An 18346-nucleotide genomic window follows, 5' to 3' on the forward strand; every position below is an offset into this window, starting at 1 on the left:
CTGAACGTTGGATCAGTTCAGACTATCGCCATGGAGACCTCGGCTCAGAAGTTGGATATATCACCCATCGGCATTCAGCGCATCGACCACGTCGGCATCGCCGTGGCCGACCTCGACGAGGCGATCGCCTTCTACGGCCGCGTGTTCGGGATGCGCTGCGTCCATGAGGAGACCAACGAGGAGCAGGGCGTGCGCGAGGCCATGCTCTCGGTCGGCCCGACGCCCGAGGGTGGGTGCCTGCAGCTGCTCGCGCCGCTGTCGCCGGAGTCGACGATCGCCAAGTTCCTCGAGCGCAGCGGGCCGGGGATGCAGCAGCTGGCGTACACCGTGACCGACGTGGACGCCGCGTGCGCCGCCCTTCGCGAGCGCGGGGTGCGGCTGCTGTACGCGGAGCCGCGGCGCGGCACCGCCGGCTCGCGGATCAACTTCGTGCACCCCAAGGACGCCGGGGGCGTGCTGGTCGAGCTGGTACAGCCCGCTGATGCAGTTTCTCACTAGCGCCTTCCGCGCCTAGTTACCGGTCAGTAACGTCCGGCCCGGGGATCGAGATGTGTGGACGGTCCCCATGGTCGTCGGCCGCCGTGTGCGGCGACGCTTCCTCACCGGACGTTAGGAGCGCCAGCGATGCAGCACATCCTCGACGCGATCATGCAGGCGGAAGGCGCCCCGGACCCGGCCGCCGAGCTGCGGGCGGTGGCCGGGCTCCCGGTGCCGGACAGCTACCGGGGCGTCGTGGTGCGCGCCGGCGAGGCGGCCATGTTCGACGGGCTCGAGACGCGCGAGAAGGACCCCCGCAAGTCCCTGCACGTGCAGGAGATCCCCACCCCTGAGGTCGGGCCGGGCGAGGCGCTCATCGCCGTGATGGGCTCCGCGGTCAACTACAACACGGTGTGGACCTCGATCTTCGAGCCGGTTTCGACGTTCGGGTTTCTGCGTCGGTACGGCACATTGAACGCTCTGGCCGCGCGCCACGACCGGCCGTATCACGTGGTCGGCTCCGACGCGGCCGGCGTGGTGCTGCGCGTCGGGCCAGGGGTGAGCAAGTGGAAGCCGGGCGACGAGGTCGTCGCGCACTGCCTGAGCGTCGAGCTCGAGGACGCCGCCGGGCACGACGACACGATGCTCGACCCGCAGCAGCGCATCTGGGGCTTCGAGACCAACTACGGCGGCCTGGCCGAGCTGGCCCTGGTCAAGGCCAACCAGCTCATGCCCAAGCCCGCGCACCTGTCCTGGGAGGAGGCGGCGTGCCCCGGCTTGGTCAACTCGACGGCGTACCGCCAGCTCGTCTCCCACCACGGCGCCCGGATGAAGCAGGGTGACATCGTGCTCATCTGGGGCGCCTCGGGCGGCCTGGGCTCGTACGCGGTGCAGTTCGCCCTCAACGGCGGCGCGACGCCCGTGTGCGTGGTCTCCAGCCCGCAGAAGGCCGAGCTGTGCCGGGCGATGGGCGCCGAGCTGGTGATCGACCGCTCCGGCTTCCGCTTCTGGCGCGACGAGCACACCCAGGACACGGACGAGTGGAAGCGCTTCGGCGCCGAGATCCGCGCGCTGACCGGCGGCGAGGACCCCGACATCGTCTTCGAGCACCCGGGCCGCGAGACGTTCGGCGCCAGCGTGTTCGTGGCGAAGCGGGGCGGGACGATCGTCACGTGCGCTTCGACCTCGGGGTTCGCGCACCAGTACGACAACCGGTACCTCTGGATGCACCTCAAGCGCATCGTGGGCTCCCATTTCGCAAACTACCGGGAGGCGTGGGAGGCCAACCGTCTCATCGCCCGGGGGCGCATCCACCCGACCCTCTCCCGGGTGTACCCGCTGGAGCAGACGGGGCAGGCCGCGTACGACGTGCATCGCAACCTCCACCAGGGCAAGGTCGGCGTGCTGGCCCTCGCCCCGTCGGAGGGCCTGGGCGTTCGCGACGGCGCGCTGCGGGCGCGGCACGAGCCGGCCATCAACCGCTTCCGCAACCGCTGACCTGGCCACCCACGCCCGCTGACCCCTCACTTCCCGCGCCCGGTCTCGGCGCGGGCGCGGGCATGCCACTCGCACAGCCCCCGTCCCCGCAGCTCCCACCCCGCACCACCCGCACCCGCGTCCGCCCCGCGCCTCGCCCGCGCCGGCTCTGGCTCCGCGCCCGCCCCGCGCCCGCTCCCACCCCGCACCACCCGCACCCGCACCCGCACCCACACCCGCGTCCGCGTCCGCCCCGCCCGGACGCGCACATACCGCCCGCCCAGCACCCGTTCTCGCAGCTCCCACCCCGCACAGCCCGGCTCCGACCGCGCGTGAGCTCGTTCCTCCGCCGCAACCTCGGGCGCAGCACGGGCGCGGGGCGGATCCGAGTGCGAGGCGCATGCGCGGCGCGGACCCAAGCGCGGGGCGCGGGCGCGGCGAGCACGGACGCGGGGCCGACGCGGGCGCAACGAGCACGGGCGCGGCGCGGGAGCGGGCGGGCGGGCGGAGCACGGGGTATGGGGGCGCGGCGAAGACGGCGGGCGCAACGGGCGCGGGGCGAGCGCGGGCGCGGGGCGAGCGCGGGCGCGGGGCGAGCGCGGGCGCGGGGCGAGCGCGGGCGCGGGGCGAGCGCGGGGCCGAGGCGCGGGGCCGAGGCGCGGGGCGAGACAGGGTGCGGCGAGGACGGGGCGTGGCGTGGTGCGAACTCGGCACCCGCGCGGTGCTCACCCGCCGGTCACTCGATCCCCCACCAACGCGGTGGGGATCAAGCACCCACGCGTTCCGGTCGATTCGGCCATTCGAGCCGCACGTCCAGCTCATCGCGCCACGCCCAGAACGCGTGACAAAAATGCGGCGTGTCCTGGCCTGGGAAAGTTGACCATGAGGGCCGTGCGGAAGATAGCCGTTCCACCCTTGCGAACTCCCCCGGGTGGTCTGCAAGTATGTGCCAATGCCCCAGCAGCAGTCCTCGGTTGACTTCTTCCAGAACGGCTCTGATCACGAAGAGCTGAGTGTTGTCCTGCGCGGTTACGACCGTCAGCAGGTCGACAGCAAGCTGCAGCGCCTCACCGCGCAGATGCAGCAGGCCAATCAGGCCCGCGAAGAGGCCGAGGGCCGACTCGCCGAGGCCCAGCGCCGGGTCCGTCAGGCCGAGCAGCGGCTCGGCACGATGGAGCAGAAGCTCAGCGACACCAACAAGCAGCTGGAAGAGAACAACCGGCCGACGCTCTCGGGGCTGGGCACGCGGGTCGAGCAGATTCTGCGGCTGGCCGAGGAGCAGGCCAACGACCACCGGGGCGAGGCCAAGCGCGAGTCCGAGGGCATCATCTCCGCGGCCCGGCTGGAGGCCCGCGAGATCACCGACAAGGCGCGCGCCGAGTCGGCGGCCATGAAGGCGACCGCCGAGCGGGAGGCGGGCAACCTGCGCACGGCCGCCGAGCGGGAGGCCGCCGAGGTCCGGGTGCAGGCCCGGCGCGAGGCCGACACGCTGCGGGCGGACGCCGAGCGCGAGACCAAGCAGCTGCGCACGGCCACCGCGCACGAGGTCGCCGAGCTCAAGGCGACCGTCGAGCGTGAGGTCGCCACGCTGCGGGCCACCGCCGAGCGGGAGATCACCCAGCTGCGCGCCAAGGCCGCTCGCGAGGCCGAGGAGAAGCGCGCCGAGGCGACCAAGCTGCTCACCGACGCCCGCGACAAGCGCGACAAGGACCTGCAGTCCCTCGCGCTGGAGATCGCCGAGCGGCAGGAGAAGGCCGAGCGCGACGAGTCCGCGCGGCACGCCTCCGCCGTCGCCGCCACCCAGAAGCTGGTCACCGAGGCCGAGGGGCGCGCCCGGGCGGCCGAGGACCGGGCCAAGGAGATCGAGCAGCGCGCCGAGACCCGCCGCGTCGAGTCGGAGCGGGCCGCCGCCGAGACCGTCGACAAGGCGAAGAACCTCGCCGACAAGACCGTCAACGAGGCCCGCGCCGAGGCCCACCGGGTGCTCAGTGAGGCCCGTAGCGAGGCCGAGGACACGACGCAGCGCGCTCGCCGCGAGGTCGAGGATCTCACCCGCCAGAAGGATGCGGTTACGTCGCAGCTTGGGCAGATGCTCTCCGGTCTGGCCGGGATCATGCCGACGGCGCCGGCTCAGGGCGGCGGCGACAAGAAGGGCAAGTCGGACGGCGAGAAGGTCTCCGCCTGACAGCACGGGGTCGCGGCGATCGTGCCGCTTCTCAGGATTGCGGGCCGCAACCAAAACCGGACCGATTGCAATCATTCACGGGGAGTTCGATCGCACGTCCCGTCACGCGCAGTGTGTAATTGCGCGTGGCGGGACGTTGCGTGTGAGGATGGGTGTTATGTCAGACGGCGGCGACCTCTTCAACTCGGGCACCGGGGTGTCCTCGGAGCCAGACTTCGAAACGGCGATCCGCGGATACCGGCGTGACCAGGTCGACAAGTACTGGACGCAGTCCGAGAACGAGATCGCCGCGCTGAAGCTGGAGAACGAGGAGGTGTGGGGCCAGGTCCAGGCCCTCGCCTCGCAGGTGCAGGACCTCCAGATGGAGATGCAGGAGCTGCGCCGGCACGCGCCCGGGCGCGGCGAGGTCGTCTCCTTCCGCCACCTCGGCCCGCGCGTCGAGAAGATCCTGGGCCTCGCCGAGGACCAGGCCGCCGACATCCGCGCCGGCGCCGTGCAGGAGATCGCCGGCCTGCGCGCCGAGGCCGAGCGCCTGCTCGCCGAGGCCCGCAACCGCGCCGCCAAGGCCAACGAGGACTTCGAGCTCGCCCTCGCCGCCCGCCGCGCCGAGGAGGAGCGCTCGGTCGCCCACCGCCGCTCGTCGCTGGACGCCGAGGCCCGCGCGATCGAGGACCGCGCCGCCAACGCCCGCGGCGAGGCTGAGCGCATCGTCGCCGCCGCCCAGGCCGAGGCCCAGCGCGTCACGCAGGTCACCACCGCCCAGCTCGAGCAGGCCCGCGCCGAGGCCGAGGCCCACGCCCACCAGGTGCGCACGGCCGCCGAGCAGCACGCCGCCGCCGTCAAGACCGAGGCCGACCAGCACGCCCACACCGTGCGCGCCGCCGCCGAGCAGGAGACCGCCGGCGCCAAGTCGCACGCCGCGGCGCTCGTCGCGCAGGCGCAGGAGCAGGCGGCCACGCTCGCCGCCCAGGCCAAGCACGAGGCCGACACGCTCACCGCCCAGGCTCAGCAGGCCGCCACGGCCGTGGCCGCCAAGGCCCAGGAGGCCGCGGAGGCGGTCGCCAAGCAGGCCCAGGAGGCCGCGGCCGCCCTCGCCGCCCAGGCCGAGGCCGCGGCCGCCGAGGCCGCCGAGCAGGCCCGCCGCAAGCTCGAGGCCGACACGGTCACCGCCAAGCAGGCCGCCGACGCCGAGGTCGCCACCCACCGCGAGGCCCTCCAGCAGCAGCTGCGCGACCTGCGCGCCGCCCACGACGCCGAGCTGGCCGAGCAGCGCGCCGCGGCCACCGCCGAGGCCGAGGCCCTGCGCACGGCCGCCGCGTCGGAGGCCGACTCGCTGCGCACCGCCGCCGCGACGGAAGCCGACTCGCTGCGCGCCGCGGCGTCCACGGAGGCCGAGTCCCTGCGCACGGCCGCGGCCGCCGAGGCCGACTCGCTGCGCACGGATGCCGCGACCCAGGCCGAGACCGTCAAGGCCGAGGCGGCCACGCACGCCGAGACCGTCAAGGCCGAGGCCGCGACCCACGCCGAGGGCGTGCGCACCAAGGCCGCGACCGAGGCCGAGGCCCTGCGCGCGGAGGCCGCCACCAAGGCCGACGAGGCCCTGAAGGCCGCCGAGACCGCCCGCGCCGCCGCCGAGGCCGAGACGGCCGAGATCCGCGCCGCCGCCGACACCGAGGCCGCGCAGTTCAAGGCCCGCATCGCCGCCCTGGAGGCCGAGGCCGGTGCTCTGCGCGAGGCCGCCGCCGAGGCCGAGACCCTGCGCGCGACCGCGGCGGAGGCCGATTCCCTGCGCACCGCCGCCGCCGAGGCCGAGACCCTGAAGGCCAAGGTGGCAACCCTGGAGGCCGAGGTCGCGACCGCGAAGGCCGAGACCGCCGAGGCGCTCAAGGCCGCGGAGGCGAAGGCGGCGGAGCCCAAGCCGAGCACGAACGGCAACGGGAAGTCGAAGGCCCAGGGCGCCAAGGCCACGAAGACGGAGGAGCCCAAGACGGACGGGGCCGAGCTCGACGAGGAGCTGACCGCCGCCACCGCCGCGCTCCCGGCCAACGGCAAGGTCACCGTCGAGGCCAACGGCACCCGCTGAGCCTCGCCTGAAGCACCGAAAACAACGCGATCCGGGCCGGTCGCATCACTCGGCCGAAGACGCCTTAGACTGCTGGCCGCCGAACCAATAGGCCGCCGAACCAAAAGGCCGCCGAACCACAAGGCCTGCGAACCAAAAGGGCCTGCGAACCACAAGGCCCGCGACAAAACAAGATCTGAACCGAACCCCGCCACGCAGAGGTGCCAGTCAGGAAATCGACAGACGACCCCGCGGCCGTTTGCCGAACCATAAACTCACCTCCCACCCGCCGACGATCGGGAGCTTCGCTATGCGCGTGCTCGTCACTGCCCATGACCGCCGGGAAGCCCGGCACGATCGGCGGGTGTCGGCGTGACCACGGAGCACGGCCCCCGCGTCTGCGACGCCTGTGACGAGGACAAGCTCGTCCCGTTCGCCGAGCTCGGCGACGTCCCGGTCCTCAACGGCGTGCACTGGGAGGCGCACGGCGACGCCGTCGCCTCGCCGACCGGCCGGATGACGCTCGCCGCCTGCCCGCGCTGCGCGTACGTGCGCAACATCGCGTTCGAGCCGGAGCGGCTGGTCTACGACACGACGATGGACACCAGCCTGTACTTCTCCCCCGCCTTCCAGCGGTTCTCCACCGAACTCGTCGAGAACCTCAACGAGCGCTACGACCTCAACGGCAAGCTCGTGCTGGACATCGGGTGCGAACAGGGCGAGTTCCTCAAGGAGCTGACCCGGATCGGCGGGGCCGGCGGCGTCGGCTACGACGCGCGGTACGCCGGCGAGGAGGGCGAGCAGGGCGCCACCACGTTCCACAGCGCGCTGGCGCCGCGCAAGGACGGCCTCCCACGGTACGACTTCTTCACCTCACGCCACTGGTTCGAACACCTCGACGACCCGTTCGAGTTCCTGGTCGACCTGCGTGAACAGGCCGCCGGGCGCGAGGTGTTCGGCTACGTCGAGGTCCCCGACGCCGCGCACGAGCTCGCCGGCGCCGGCTGGGACGTCACCTACCCGCGCGTGTCGTACTTCGGCGCCTACGCCCTCGCGAGCATCTTCGGCCGGGCCGGCTGGACGGTCGAGTCGACCGGGACGCTGTTCTCCGGGATGTACCGCTACATCGAGGTCTCGGCCAACCGCCCCCGCGCCGGCGGGCACGTCGCGCACACGGGCGAGCTGCCCTCGCTGCGGGCCCGCGACAAGCAGCTCGCCGCCGGGGCCGGCTTCGCCGAGCGGCACCACGCCGAGCGGGAGCGCTGGCGGGCCACCATCGCGCGCCTCGACGCCGAGGGCGCCAAGCCGGTGCTGTGGGGCGCCGGGACGCGGGGCGTGCAGTTCCTCACCCTCGCCGACCGCGAGCTCGCCCTGGCCGGCGTCGTGGACCTCAACCCGCGCAAGTGGGGGCGGTTCCTGCCCGTGACCGGGCACCGGGTCGACCCGCCGTCGACGCTGACCGCGCTGCAGCCGAGGGCGGTCGTCATCACCAACCCCGCGTACCACGAGGAGATCGCCAAGACCCTCGTGGAGCTCGGGGTGGCCGCCGAGATCCACGTCGCCTGAGCGCCGGGCACCGGCAACCATGGTCAGCATCGTCATCCCGGCCCACAACGAGGCCGCGGTCATCGGGCGCAACCTGAACCGGCTGCTCGAGGGCGCCGAGCCCGGCGAGTTCGACGTCATCGTCGTGGCCAACGCGTGCAGCGACGCCACCGCCGAGGCCGCGGCCGCCGTCCCCGGGGTGCGGGTGATCGACACGCCCGTGCCGGGCAAGGTGCCCGCGCTGCGGCTCGGGGACGAGGCCTGCCGCAGCTTCCCCCGGCTCTACCTCGACGCCGACGTCGAGCTGACCGCCGAGTCCGTCCGGGCCCTGGTCCGGGCCTGTGCCCGGCCGGGCGTGCTGGCCTGCGCGCCCGTGCCCGAGCTCGATCTCGACCGCGTCGGGCCGATCGCGCGGCGGGTCCACCGCGTGCACCACCGGCTCCTCGCGCCGACGCGCGCGCTCGCCGGGGTCGGCGTCTACGTGCTCACCGAGGCGGGCCACGCACGGGTCTTCCCGATGCCGGACGTGATCGCCGATGACGGCTGGGTGCACACCAGTTTCGCCCCGGACGAGCGCCTGGTGGTGTCCGAGGCCCGGTCTTTGGTGCGCCCAGCTCGTACCGTCAAATCGCACTTGAACCGACGGGTCCGCGTCCGCCGGGGCAACCGCCAGCTCGCGGCCCTGCAGCGCCCGCACACGACCGGCGGCGCAGCGGGGCCCGGCCTGGGCTCGCTGGCGGGTCTGCTGCGGCGCCGCGAGGTGAGCCCGGTCGACGCGGCCGCCTACCTCGGCGTGCTCGTGCTGGACCGCACGCTGAGCCGGGTCCGCCGCGACAAGGGCGGCTGGGGCAGCGACCTCAGCACCCGCTGAGACAGCAAAATCCCCGGCGAGCGGGCTCGCCGGGGGTTCGTCTCGAGCTTCAGTAGGCGCCGGTGCCCCGGACGACCGCGTTCGCGGTGCGGGCGAGGATGCGCAGGTCGAGCAGCGGGGACCAGTTGTCGACGTAGTTGAGGTCGAGCCGCACCGACTCCTGCCAGGACAGCTCGGAGCGGCCACTGACCTGCCACAACCCGGTCATGCCCGGCTTGACCAGCAGGCGGCGGCGCACGTCGTCGTCGTACTCGGCGGCCTCCGACAGCAACGGCGGGCGCGGGCCGACCATCGACATCGTGCCGTTGATGACGTTGAGCAGCTGCGGCAGCTCATCGAGCGAGGTGCGGCGCAGGATCGAGCCGACCTTCGTCACCCGCGGGTCCCGCTTCATCTTGAACAGCAGGCCCTCGGTGTGCTGGTTGAGGTGCTCGATCTCCTGCCGCAGCTTGTCCGCGTCCTTGACCATGGTGCGGAACTTGTAGCAGGTGAACTCCTTGCCGTTGATCCCGGCGCGCGGCTGGCGGAACAGGGCCGGCCCCGGGCTCGTGGCGCGGATCATGATCGCCATGACCAGCATGAACGGTCCGGCCAGGATCAGCAGGATGCCGGCCAGCAGACGGTCGAGCACGTTCTTGACCGCGCGCTGCGGGCCGGTGAGCACGGGGGCGCGCACGTGCAGCAGCGGTCCGCCGCCGCTGGGCAGCACGGCCACGCGCTCGGGGGCGACCTCGGGCAGGGCCGGCGCGACCAGCAGCTCGATGTCGTTGTCGGACAGTTCCCAGGCCAGGCGGCGCATCTTGTACGGGTCCATCTCCAGCGGCAGCGCGACCAGCACCGCCGTACAACCCGTGCTGAGTGCGGTGCCGGCGACGTCCTTGAGGTCGTCGTACACCGGGATGGAGTGAGCGGTGACCTTGCGGGCCTGGTCGAGGTCCGTGATGCAGGCTCCGGCGACCCGCAGGCCGTAGGAGCGATCGCGGCGCAGCGCCGTGAGGAGCGTGACGACCGAGTCGGCCGGGCCGATGACCAGGGTGCGCTGGCGGACGTACTCGCGCTGCACCGTGCGCAGCACCGCGAGCGTGGCGTAGCGGCCGGCGATCGTCAGGCCGGCGGCGACGGGCACGGCGACGATGATCGGCTTGAGCAGGTACAGCAGGTCGAAGAGCACGCAGATCGGGGCCAGGATCGCGACCGCGATCACCGCGGCGCGCAGGCTCCGATAGATCATTCCGGTGCGGTTCTCCAGGAACCAGCGGTCGTACATGCGGTTGCCCGCCAGTAATAGCAGCCAGAACAGTCCGAACGCGGTGACGGAGTACACGGGCGCGACCCCCACGCCCGGTGCGACGAATGCCCCACCCATCAGGTCGCCGGCCATGAACAGTACGACGGTCGTGATGGTGATCGTGACCGCCAGCGTATCGCCGAGGAACGCGACGAGAAGATTGCGCCCGGTCGACCTGAGCCGGCGCCGCTGGACCCCTGGGAAAGCCGCCATCACCGCGGTCTCGACCGTGGCCGAATCCGCCAAAACCATCCCAACCCCCTTACGTGCTGCTCAATCCACTTATCGAAGGTGAAATGCGGTGGCGTTCGTCACCTTGACTGCCGTTGGGCGGCCGAACCCCGGCGGTAAGGTACCGAGGAAGCGGCCATTGCCGGAACCATCGTGCCGCATTCCCGACGTGGCTGAAGGTGCTATTGACACCAGCGGTGCTGCACCTTTGCCGAAGGCATCGTCCAATAAGGGAAAAAAGGACAAGACGCCGCTCGTGCGCCGGAAATCACGCTGCGTCGCCTTAATTGAGTTCTATGCCGGACTTAAGGACCGGGCAGTGACGGCGACCAATCGAACCTGATCGCGATAACCAGGCCGAACGCATGATCACCGATGAGCACCGCATGATCACCGTCCGTTCTAGCGCCATCACACACCGCAGGGGCTTAAACCGAGCGTCACCGTCAAGCCATCGCCTCGGCCGCCGTCGTGCATTGCGTTCGTCCCCGTTTCCGGCTGCACTCCGTTTCAGGTCCGGAAGGCAATGGTCCGAGGAATGTTTGAACGCATGAGCACAAATAGCTGGCCGGGCTTTCCTGCGCCGCCGTCGAGAGGATAGCAGCGACACGCCACCCGGCGGCAGTCGGACCCGGGCTGAGTTCATGTCCAATATCTACGTTTTCGCTGCTCGCAGCGCCCATCCGCCGGAATGTCACCCGCCGGATCGGCCAAGCTCCCTCGGTACTTTCGGCTTGGGTCACCCCGGCCGCCGGTACTATCCGGGAAGCTTCAGCCTCGCCGTGGGAGCCACTCGTGAGCAGTAGCCAGCCAGCACCGGTCGTCAGCATCGTCTCCGTCGCGCGCAACGAGCGCGGCGGTCTGCTGCGGGGACTCGGCGCAATCCAGTCCGGGACGGAAGTGCCGGCCGAGATGGTCGTGGTGGACAACGGGTCCACCGACAACACCGCGGCCGCCGTGCGGCACGCCTTCCGCGACGTCACCCTGATCCGCCAGGACGAGCCGCTGCCGGCGCCGGCCGCGCTGAACCTCGGGGCGGCCAGCACCCGGGCGCCGTGGCTGCTGTTCCTCGACCCCGGCCTCGAGCCGGTCGGCGACGCGGTCCGCACGCTCCTCGAGCACGCGGGCTCCCACCCCGACGAGCGGCTCTGCACCGGCCGGACCCTGCGTGACGGCGCCGACGACGGCCGCACCGTCGAGGCCGCGCCCACCCTGCTGGGCACGGCCTGCCTGGCACTGAGCCTCCCCTTCGACCCCGAACGGCTGCCGCGGCTGGACCGGGCGATCGGCGGCGCCGTGCCGGCCCTGACCCCGCGGATGCTGCTCATCGAGCGCGGGCTGTGGGACATGCTGGGCGGCTTCGACGAGCGCCTTCCCACGGCGGATCTGTCGGTACGCGCACGAGCCCTCGGCGCCCGCCCGACCCTCGTCCCCGACGCGCAGATGACCGCGAACCCGCCCTCGCCGCGCCCGGCGCGCCTGGTGAGCACCGCCCTGCTGACCGAGCGCATGGCCTTCGCGCACCGGCATCTCACCCCCGGCCGGACCCGGGCGATGGGCCTGATGCTGAGCGCGGCGGCACTGGCCCGCTCGGTCGCGGGCGAGCCGTGGCTGTCCATCCGCCGCCGCCGATCGACGTGGCTGTCCTCACAGGAGCCGATGCCGTTCGTTCCGGTGCAGACGCGCTCGTTCGTGCGCCGCGACCTTCCCCAGCCCTAACGCTCCCGCCTGCGCACTCGGGGCCTTTCGCACCTGTCAACGGCCCGCACCGCTCGGGCCTTCGCACCTTCGGCGGCCTTCGCCCCTTCGGCGGCTCGCGCCACTTGGCGGCCTTCGCGCCCTCGGCGGCTCGCATCGTCTCGGGCGCGGTGGTGGCGTTCTCAGCCGTAGCGGGGCGCGCTGCGGCTCCGCTGGATGTTGGGCCCGCGCCGGTCGCGAGCGCGCCAGCAGCCGGTGTGCCAGTGCCGCCGATCGGTCAGGTCCCCGCGCTCGTCCGCGGGCCAGGCCACCAGGTGCGGGACGCCCGGCCCGATCTCCTGGTCACAGCCCGGGCAGCGGTACGCCTTCGTCGCCCCGCCCGCGGGGATGTTGCGCACCTGCCACTCCCCGTCGCTCCACTGCTGCACGGCGCCGACGCCCCGCTTGACCCGATCGAGGTCGATCGGCGGCGGTGCGTCGTCGCGCTTGGGGTGGTTGCGCCGGGGAGACACATGTCCAGCGTATCCGCCGGTCGCCATCGCTCCGCACGCTCGGCGCATCGCGCGACCCGCACCCGGGAGCGGCACGCGAGCCGGCCGAGCGCGTGCACGACGGGCGACCGGCCTATCACTCCGCACGCTCGGCGCATCGCGCGACCCGCACCCGGGAGCGGCACGCGAGCCGGCCGAGCGCGTGCACGACGGGCGACCGGCCTATCGCTCCGCACGCCCGGCGCATCGCGCGACCCGCACCCGGGAGCGGCACGCACCCGGGCAATCTCCCACCTCGCGCCGCGCACGACCACCACCGCCACGCGCTGCGCCCGCGTCCACTGCTCGACCCGCGACCGGTGCCGGGGTCATGCGGGCTCGGCGGCCGAGGGCTCGGTCAGCTCCGGGAGTAGTCGCGGAAGCCGCGGCCGACCTTCATGCGGGCTCGGCGGCCGTGGGCTCGGTCAGCTCCGGGAGTAGTCGCGGAAGCCGCGGCCGACCTTGCGGCCCAGGTAGCCCGCCGTCACCAGGTGCTCCAGCAGGGGCGCCGGGGCGAAGCCGGGCTCGCGCAGCTCAAGGTACAGCTCGTGCTGGATGGCCAGGGCCACGTCCAGGCCGACCACGTCGAGCAGCTCGAACGGGCCCATCGGGTAGCCGCAGCCCAGCTTCATCGCGTGGTCGATGTCGTCGGCGGTCGAGTACGAGGCCTCGACCATTTTCACGGCGTCGTTGAGGTACGGGAACAGCAGCGCATTGACCACGAACCCGGAACGGTCCGCGCACACGACCGCGTGCTTGTCCAACGCCCGGCAGATCGCGGTGGCGGTGGCGACGGCCTGCTCGGAGGTGCGGATCGTGCGCACGACCTCGACCAGCCCCATCGCCGGCGCCGGGTTGAAGAAGTGCAGGCCGACCACGTCGGCGGGGCGCTCGGTGGCGACCGCGAGCTCGATGACCGGCAGGCTCGACGTGGTGGTCGCGAGCACGACGCCCGGCTTGCAGATCTCGTCCAGCGAGGCGAAGAGGGCCTTCTTGACCGACAGCTCCTCCACGACCGCCTCGACGACCAGGTCCACGTCGGTGAGGTGCTCGATGGTCGCGGACCAGGTGACCCGGCCCAGCGCGGCGTCGCGTCCGGCCTCGTCGAGCCGGCCGCGTACGACGGCCTTGTTCAACGACGTCTTCAAGGTCTCGCAGGTGCGGCCGGACTGCTCGGCGCCGCGGGTCACGGAGACGACCTCGAACCCGGCTCGGGCGAAGACCTCGATGATGCCGGTGGCCATCGTGCCGGAGCCGACGACACCGACCTTCGCGACCGCCCGCGCGAGCACGGCCGGCTCGACCCCGCGGTCCGGAGCCCCAACCGCCGTCTCGCCGGGCAACGTGTCCGCGCCTGTCGAGGCGGGCGGCGCAGTCGCGGCCGAGCCGGTCGCGACGGGCGGCGGTGCGGTCGCGGGCGAGCCGGTCGCGACGGGCGATGCGGTCGCGGCCGAGGCGGGCGATGCGGTCGCGGCCGAGGCGGGCGATGCGGTCGCGGCCGAGTCGGGCGATGTGGTCGCGGCCGAGACGGGCCCGGCGCGTGAGGCGAGGCTGGTGAACTCGTCGGGCACGACCACGGGCGAGCCCGGCTTCTCGTACGTATAGAAGCCCCGCCCCGACTTACGGCCCAGGAGACCGGCCGTGACCATCTGCTTGATGAGCGGCACCGGGGCGTGGCGGCGGTCGCGGCCGCCCCGGCGGTACATGGTGTCGAGGATCTCGTATGCGGTGTCGAGGCCGATGAGGTCCATGAGCGCGAGCGGGCCCATGGGCAGGCCGCAGCCGAGGCGCATCGCGGCGTCGAGGTCCTCGCGGGTGACGTACTTCGCCTCGAGCAGGGACACGGCCTGGTTGAGGTAGCCGAACAGCAGCGCGTTGGCGATGAACCCGGCCCGGTCGCCGATGGTCACGTCGACCTTGCCCAGCCGCGCGCACAGGCCCTCGATGTCGGCGACGACGTCGTCGGCGGTGACGACCGTGCGCACGACCTCGACCAGCTTCATGATCGGCGCCGGGTTGAAGAAGTGCATGCCCACGACCTGGTTGGGACGGCTCGTGGCGACCGAGATCTCGGTGACGGAGAGGCTGGACGTGTTCGTGGCCAGGATCGCCTCGGGCTTGCACACGCGGTCGAGCTCGGCGAAGATCCGCTGCTTGAGCGCGAGCTGCTCGGGCACGGCCTCGATGACGAGGTCCGCGGCGTGCAGCGAGGGCAGCCCGACCGCGAACGTGACGCGGCTCAGCAGCTCGTCGCGCTCGGCCTCGGACAGTTTGCCCTTGCGCACGGCCCGGTCGACGCTGCCGCGCAGGGTCTGCTCGCCGCGGCCGAGCGCCGCGTCGCTGACCTCGACGGCCAGGACGTCGATCCCGTTGCGGGCGAAGACCTCGACGATGCCGGCCCCCATGGTCCCGAGCCCCACCACCCCGACGGATGCAAACTCGCGCCCCATGCGACCGCCCTCCCTAACGATGATTCAGGTCCCGGCCGAGTCTGCCACGCCGACCCTCGTCGATCCGACATCGTGTGGCAAATCCCCCTCCGCCCCGCAAAGCGCGAGAGACCAAGGCGCAGAAACAGGATCCGGAGAGGCGAAGTGCGAGAGGAGGAGGTGCACGACCAGAAACCCGAGAACCCCAGCGTGAGAGAGGGAGGGAGGTCAGGTCCAGCGGATCGTGGCTCGTTCGCGCCACAGGGACAGCACCGACCCGTTGCCCTGGACGTCGAGGTCCGTGGTGGAGCGGCGGTTCCACAGGGCCAGATACAGCGCGCTCGCCGGGCCGCGCAGGGTGCAGTCGGCGCCGGGGGTCGGGCCGCGCGTGATGGTGGCGCCCGCGGGGGTCATGGACACCGTCCACGCGTGCGGGCCGTCGGCGGCGGCGCCGTCAAGGGCCTCGACCGACAGGGTGCAGGGCGTCTCGGCGCGCAGCCGGCGGCCGCGGGTGCCGTAGAAGCCCATCAGCAGTTCGTCGATGCCGTCGAGGCCGAGGCCGGCGTCCACGCCGGCGATGTCGCCCACCGCGCCCTCCAGGTCGGCGCGGTGGATCGTGGTCTCGTGGGCCTGGCGGCGGGCCCAGAAGGCCAGCGGGGTCTCGGCGGGGAGGAAGTGCCAGCAGGGGGTGTCGGCGGGGGCGGCGCGCAGGAGGTCGACGAGGGCGGTGTGGCCGGCCTGGAACCAGTCGAGCAGCGCCGGGTCCGCGGGGAAGGGGCCGACCGCGTCGGCCTCCTCGTCGTCGGTCAGGATCTGGGTGCGGCCGTCGCGGACGTAGGTGGCCGCCCAGCGGTGCACGTAGCCGACGTGCTGGACCAGCTCGCGGACGGTCCACTCGGGGCAGGTCGGGACCGGGGCGTCGAAGCCGGCCTTCCCCGCGGCGTCGACGAGATCCAGCCCGGCGCGCTCCAGGGCGTCGATGTGCCGACCGATCTCCATGCCGACACAGTGCCACACGGGTACGACATTTTCGGTCGGCTACCGGATGGACGCGGGAGCAGCGAGGGGGGCAACCGGGGTCAGGCGACGAAGACGCCCGCGAGCCAGACGGCCGCGATGATCAGGCCGGTCGCCAGCTCGATGAGCATCGACAGCCCGGCCGCCTTCAGGGCGTGCTTCGTCGAACCCCAGGCCGCCCGAGCGTCGTGGTGGCGGGCCAGCTCCACCAGGAAGATGGCCAGCACGAAGCCGATGACGAGCCCCACCACCGGGATCAGGAAGAAACCGATGATCCCGCCGACCCCGCCCAGGAACAGGGTCAGGTTGGACACGCCGGCACGCTTGAGGTTGCGGCCCGGCACGAGGTACTTCGCCACGAACCCCAGCGCGAGCACCACCGTGGCCGCGATCCCCACCGCCCACCCGGTCGCGCCGTGGCCGCCGAACACGGCCCACGCCGCCACGCCGGCCCAGCACAGCACCAGGCCCGGCACCATGGGCACGAGCACCCCGATCAGCCCGACGATCACGCAGATCGGGGTGATGACGGAGACCAGGCCGCTGCTGTCGGTCGCATCCACACGCAACACTGTGCAGCACAGCGCGGCCCGGCGCATCCGAACGTCAGGCCCCCACGACCTCCCGCAGCACGGCGGCGAACTCCTCCGGGCGCTCGACGTGCGGGCTGTGCCCGACGCCCGCCCACGCGAGCTCCCGGTAGTTGCCGTACCGCTCCAGCACCGCCCGCGTCTGACCGATCATCGGCTGGGGCGGGCACGCCTCCTCGCCGGGCCACCCGGGCACGAGGCCGAGCTTGCCCAGCTGCGCGAGGTCGAAGAACGAGGTGTCGGAGACGATCGCGTCCAGCTCCCCGCGAATCCACGTGATCTGCGGCTTCTCGGCCACGTCGACGATCCCCGACAGGTTCAGCCAGCGCGGCGAGAGGGTGTTGAGCACGCCCTTGGTGCCGGGTCCCAGGCCGGGCCAGTTCTCGCTGGGGGTGCCGTCGCCGGGGTAGTTCGCCTCGCCGATCGCCGTGGAGAGCATGGTGTCGAGGAGGGGCTCCTCGTCCGCCCCGAAGTCGAACCCGGGCGCGGCGTAGAACGCGTGCATCACGTTGCGCGGGCTGGTCTGCTCGTCCGTGCCGCGGTCCTTCGCCGCGAGCAGCCGGACGAAGTCGGGGTTGGCCGAGGCGCCGCCGGTGCCCGCGAAGTCGGGCGTGGTCGGGGTGCCGTCGAGGTCGCGGGTGCCGCCGAAGCCGTACGGCGAGACCGGCGCCTCCAGCACCAGGGCGCCGATGTGCTCGGGGTGGTCCAGCAGCAGCTGCATCGCCACGCCGCCGCCGAGCGAGTGGCCGACCACGGTCACCTTGCCGCCGCCGGCCAGCTCGGCCAGCAGCGGGGCCACGTCGTCGGCGAAGTCGCGCACCCCGCGGGTCGCGTCGATGGGGAGGGCGGGGCTCTGCCCGTAGCCGCGCAGGTCGGGCAGCGCCAGCCGCCAGTGCTCGGGCAGGTGCCGTACGAGCGGCTCCCAGAAGGCGGACGAAGAACAGTTGCCATGAATAAGCAGGACGGGCGGGCCGGTCTGCGGCCCTCTGGTCGTGACGTGCATCACCGCATCGTGGCATCGGGCTGTGGGCCGGTCACATGTGGCCGGCCCACACACTGTCAGCTCAGAACGGCCTCGTCACGCCCATACCGCGTCAGCGCCCAGATGACCGCCACGTCCGCCGCGATGATCAGCATTGACCACAGCGGGTAGTACGGCAGGAACAGGAAGTTGGCGACCGCGCTCAGCGACGCCAGCACGATGCCGAGCACACGCCCCCACAACTGCCCGGCGAGCACTGCCCCGCCCCCGAGCGCGACGATCACGCCGAGGGCGAGGTGCACCCAGCCCCAGGCGACGATGTTGAAGCCGAAGAGGTAGCTGTCGGCGAGGATGTAGAAGGTTCGCTCGAAGATCGCCGTGAGCCCGACGATGATCTGGAAGATGCCGACGACGAGCATCATGCTCCCGCCGAACACGGCGAACCCGGTGACCCAGCGGGACTCCCGGTGCAACGTCTCCATGCGCACACGGTGGGCGCCGATCGGATGAGCCCCCATCACCCGCGGGCGGGGAACGGGCAAAAGCTTGACGCTTCAAGCACATGTGCCCACAATCCCGGGCATGAACGTTTTCCTCTGGGTGCTGCAGGTGCTCCTCGGCGTGGCCTTCCTGGGCGCGGGCGTAATGAAGGCGTCACAGCCCGTCGAGAAGCTGGGCAAGAACATGACCTGGGTGCATCGGTACAGCCCGGGCACCGTCAGATTCATCGGCGTCACGGAGATCCTCGGCGGCCTCGGGCTGATCCTGCCGTGGGCCACCGGCATCGCGCCGATCCTCACCCCGCTCGCCGCCACCGGTCTGGCCGTCATCATGCTGCTGGCCGTCGTGGACCACGCGCGGGCCAAGGAGTACCCCATGATCGGCGTCAACGTGCTGCTCGGTGCCCTCGCGGTGATCATCGCGATCGGCCGGTTCTGACGCCTATCGGACGCGTCGTTGGCTCA

Annotated in this window: 15 protein-coding genes and 2 pseudogenes; 9 read left to right on the top strand and 8 right to left on the bottom strand. The window is 72.3% G+C overall.

The window, feature by feature from the left end:
• The first annotated feature begins 51 nt into the window (after positions 1-51).
• The 6 genes from mce to AC6JBM_RS37040 all read left to right on the top strand — a co-directional run bounded on the left by mce (position 52) and on the right by AC6JBM_RS37040 (position 8616).
• On the top strand, positions 52-498 hold the full coding sequence (gene mce / locus AC6JBM_RS37015) for a methylmalonyl-CoA epimerase (protein ID WP_497978554.1): 447 nt from the start codon (positions 52-54) through the stop codon (positions 496-498).
• Between the two features lie 126 nt (positions 499-624).
• Positions 625-1974 (top strand): crotonyl-CoA carboxylase/reductase, encoded by a 1350-nt coding sequence (gene ccrA, locus AC6JBM_RS37020; RefSeq protein ID WP_497978555.1) that lies wholly within the window; start codon positions 625-627, stop codon positions 1972-1974.
• 931 nt (positions 1975-2905) lie between these two features.
• A complete protein-coding gene (locus tag AC6JBM_RS37025) occupies positions 2906-4138 on the top strand; it encodes a coiled-coil domain-containing protein (RefSeq protein ID WP_497978556.1) in 1233 nt (410 codons plus the stop codon).
• A 157-nt stretch (positions 4139-4295) separates the two neighbouring features.
• Positions 4296-6221 carry a coiled-coil domain-containing protein gene (locus AC6JBM_RS37030; protein WP_497978557.1) on the top strand — a complete coding sequence of 642 codons (1926 nt, stop codon included), beginning with the start codon at positions 4296-4298 and terminating at the stop codon, positions 6219-6221.
• A gap of 351 nt (positions 6222-6572) precedes the next feature.
• Positions 6573-7766, top strand: a complete 1194-nt coding sequence (locus AC6JBM_RS37035; RefSeq protein WP_497978558.1) for a methyltransferase domain-containing protein — start codon at positions 6573-6575, stop codon at positions 7764-7766.
• A gap of 19 nt (positions 7767-7785) precedes the next feature.
• On the top strand, positions 7786-8616 hold the full coding sequence (locus AC6JBM_RS37040; RefSeq protein ID WP_497978559.1) for a glycosyltransferase family 2 protein: 831 nt from the start codon (positions 7786-7788) through the stop codon (positions 8614-8616).
• Between the two features lie 49 nt (positions 8617-8665).
• On the opposite strand, the gene AC6JBM_RS37045 is transcribed toward AC6JBM_RS37040, so the two are convergent.
• Positions 8666-10156, bottom strand: coding sequence for a sugar transferase (locus AC6JBM_RS37045; protein WP_350616111.1), 1491 nt, complete (start codon positions 10154-10156; stop codon positions 8666-8668).
• A 49-nt stretch (positions 10157-10205) separates the two neighbouring features.
• Here AC6JBM_RS37045 and AC6JBM_RS37050 point away from each other — a divergent pair, with 49 nt between their 5' ends.
• Together AC6JBM_RS37050 and AC6JBM_RS37055 are read left to right on the top strand one after the other, a co-directional pair.
• A complete protein-coding gene (locus AC6JBM_RS37050; protein ID WP_497978560.1) occupies positions 10206-10478 on the top strand; it encodes a hypothetical protein in 273 nt (90 codons plus the stop codon).
• 452 nt (positions 10479-10930) lie between these two features.
• Positions 10931-11854, top strand: coding sequence for a glycosyltransferase family 2 protein (locus tag AC6JBM_RS37055; RefSeq protein WP_497978561.1), 924 nt, complete (start codon positions 10931-10933; stop codon positions 11852-11854).
• 161 nt (positions 11855-12015) lie between these two features.
• On the opposite strand, the gene AC6JBM_RS37060 is transcribed toward AC6JBM_RS37055, so the two are convergent.
• The 7 genes and pseudogenes from AC6JBM_RS37060 to AC6JBM_RS37090 form a co-directional block, all read right to left on the bottom strand.
• Positions 12016-12345 (bottom strand): Rv1322 family protein, encoded by a 330-nt coding sequence (locus AC6JBM_RS37060; RefSeq protein WP_350616116.1) that lies wholly within the window; start codon positions 12343-12345, stop codon positions 12016-12018.
• A 443-nt stretch (positions 12346-12788) separates the two neighbouring features.
• Positions 12789-13649 (bottom strand): annotated as a pseudogene (locus tag AC6JBM_RS37065) (3-hydroxyacyl-CoA dehydrogenase family protein); the annotation flags it as partial.
• Between the two features lie 249 nt (positions 13650-13898).
• A pseudogene (locus tag AC6JBM_RS37070) lies at positions 13899-14813 on the bottom strand (3-hydroxyacyl-CoA dehydrogenase family protein); the annotation flags it as partial.
• Positions 14814-15020: 207 nt separating this feature from the next.
• On the bottom strand, positions 15021-15791 hold the full coding sequence (locus tag AC6JBM_RS37075) for a maleylpyruvate isomerase family mycothiol-dependent enzyme (protein WP_497978562.1): 771 nt from the start codon (positions 15789-15791) through the stop codon (positions 15021-15023).
• Positions 15792-15871: 80 nt separating this feature from the next.
• Positions 15872-16372, bottom strand: coding sequence for a DUF456 domain-containing protein (locus tag AC6JBM_RS37080; protein ID WP_350616122.1), 501 nt, complete (start codon positions 16370-16372; stop codon positions 15872-15874).
• A gap of 43 nt (positions 16373-16415) precedes the next feature.
• Positions 16416-17402 (bottom strand): alpha/beta fold hydrolase, encoded by a 987-nt coding sequence (locus tag AC6JBM_RS37085; protein ID WP_497978563.1) that lies wholly within the window; start codon positions 17400-17402, stop codon positions 16416-16418.
• Positions 17403-17458: 56 nt separating this feature from the next.
• The gene (locus tag AC6JBM_RS37090; RefSeq protein WP_350616125.1) at positions 17459-17863 is read right to left on the bottom strand and encodes a DUF7144 family membrane protein; all 405 of its coding nucleotides are present in this window, start codon (positions 17861-17863) and stop codon (positions 17459-17461) included.
• A gap of 100 nt (positions 17864-17963) precedes the next feature.
• Here AC6JBM_RS37090 and AC6JBM_RS37095 point away from each other — a divergent pair, with 100 nt between their 5' ends.
• Positions 17964-18320, top strand: coding sequence for a DoxX family protein (locus AC6JBM_RS37095; protein WP_497978564.1), 357 nt, complete (start codon positions 17964-17966; stop codon positions 18318-18320).
• Positions 18321-18346 lie beyond the last annotated feature (26 nt).

Source organism: Dactylosporangium thailandense (assembly GCF_059739745.1).

What these genes read in the sequence shown, in the direction of transcription:
- AC6JBM_RS37030 (WP_497978557.1), top strand. Translation starts at nt 4,296, where the DNA reads ATGTCAGACGGCGGCGACCTCTTCAACTCGGGCACCGGGGTGTCCTCG.
- ccrA (WP_497978555.1), top strand. Translation starts at nt 625, where the DNA reads ATGCAGCACATCCTCGACGCGATCATGCAGGCGGAAGGCGCCCCGGAC.
- AC6JBM_RS37075 (WP_497978562.1), bottom strand. Translation starts at nt 15,791, where the DNA reads ATGGAGATCGGTCGGCACATCGACGCCCTGGAGCGCGCCGGGCTGGAT.
- AC6JBM_RS37045 (WP_350616111.1), bottom strand. Translation starts at nt 10,156, where the DNA reads ATGGTTTTGGCGGATTCGGCCACGGTCGAGACCGCGGTGATGGCGGCT.
- AC6JBM_RS37095 (WP_497978564.1), top strand. Translation starts at nt 17,964, where the DNA reads ATGAACGTTTTCCTCTGGGTGCTGCAGGTGCTCCTCGGCGTGGCCTTC.
- AC6JBM_RS37025 (WP_497978556.1), top strand. Translation starts at nt 2,906, where the DNA reads ATGCCCCAGCAGCAGTCCTCGGTTGACTTCTTCCAGAACGGCTCTGAT.
- AC6JBM_RS37040 (WP_497978559.1), top strand. Translation starts at nt 7,786, where the DNA reads ATGGTCAGCATCGTCATCCCGGCCCACAACGAGGCCGCGGTCATCGGG.
- AC6JBM_RS37085 (WP_497978563.1), bottom strand. Translation starts at nt 17,402, where the DNA reads ATGCACGTCACGACCAGAGGGCCGCAGACCGGCCCGCCCGTCCTGCTT.
- AC6JBM_RS37090 (WP_350616125.1), bottom strand. Translation starts at nt 17,863, where the DNA reads ATGGAGACGTTGCACCGGGAGTCCCGCTGGGTCACCGGGTTCGCCGTG.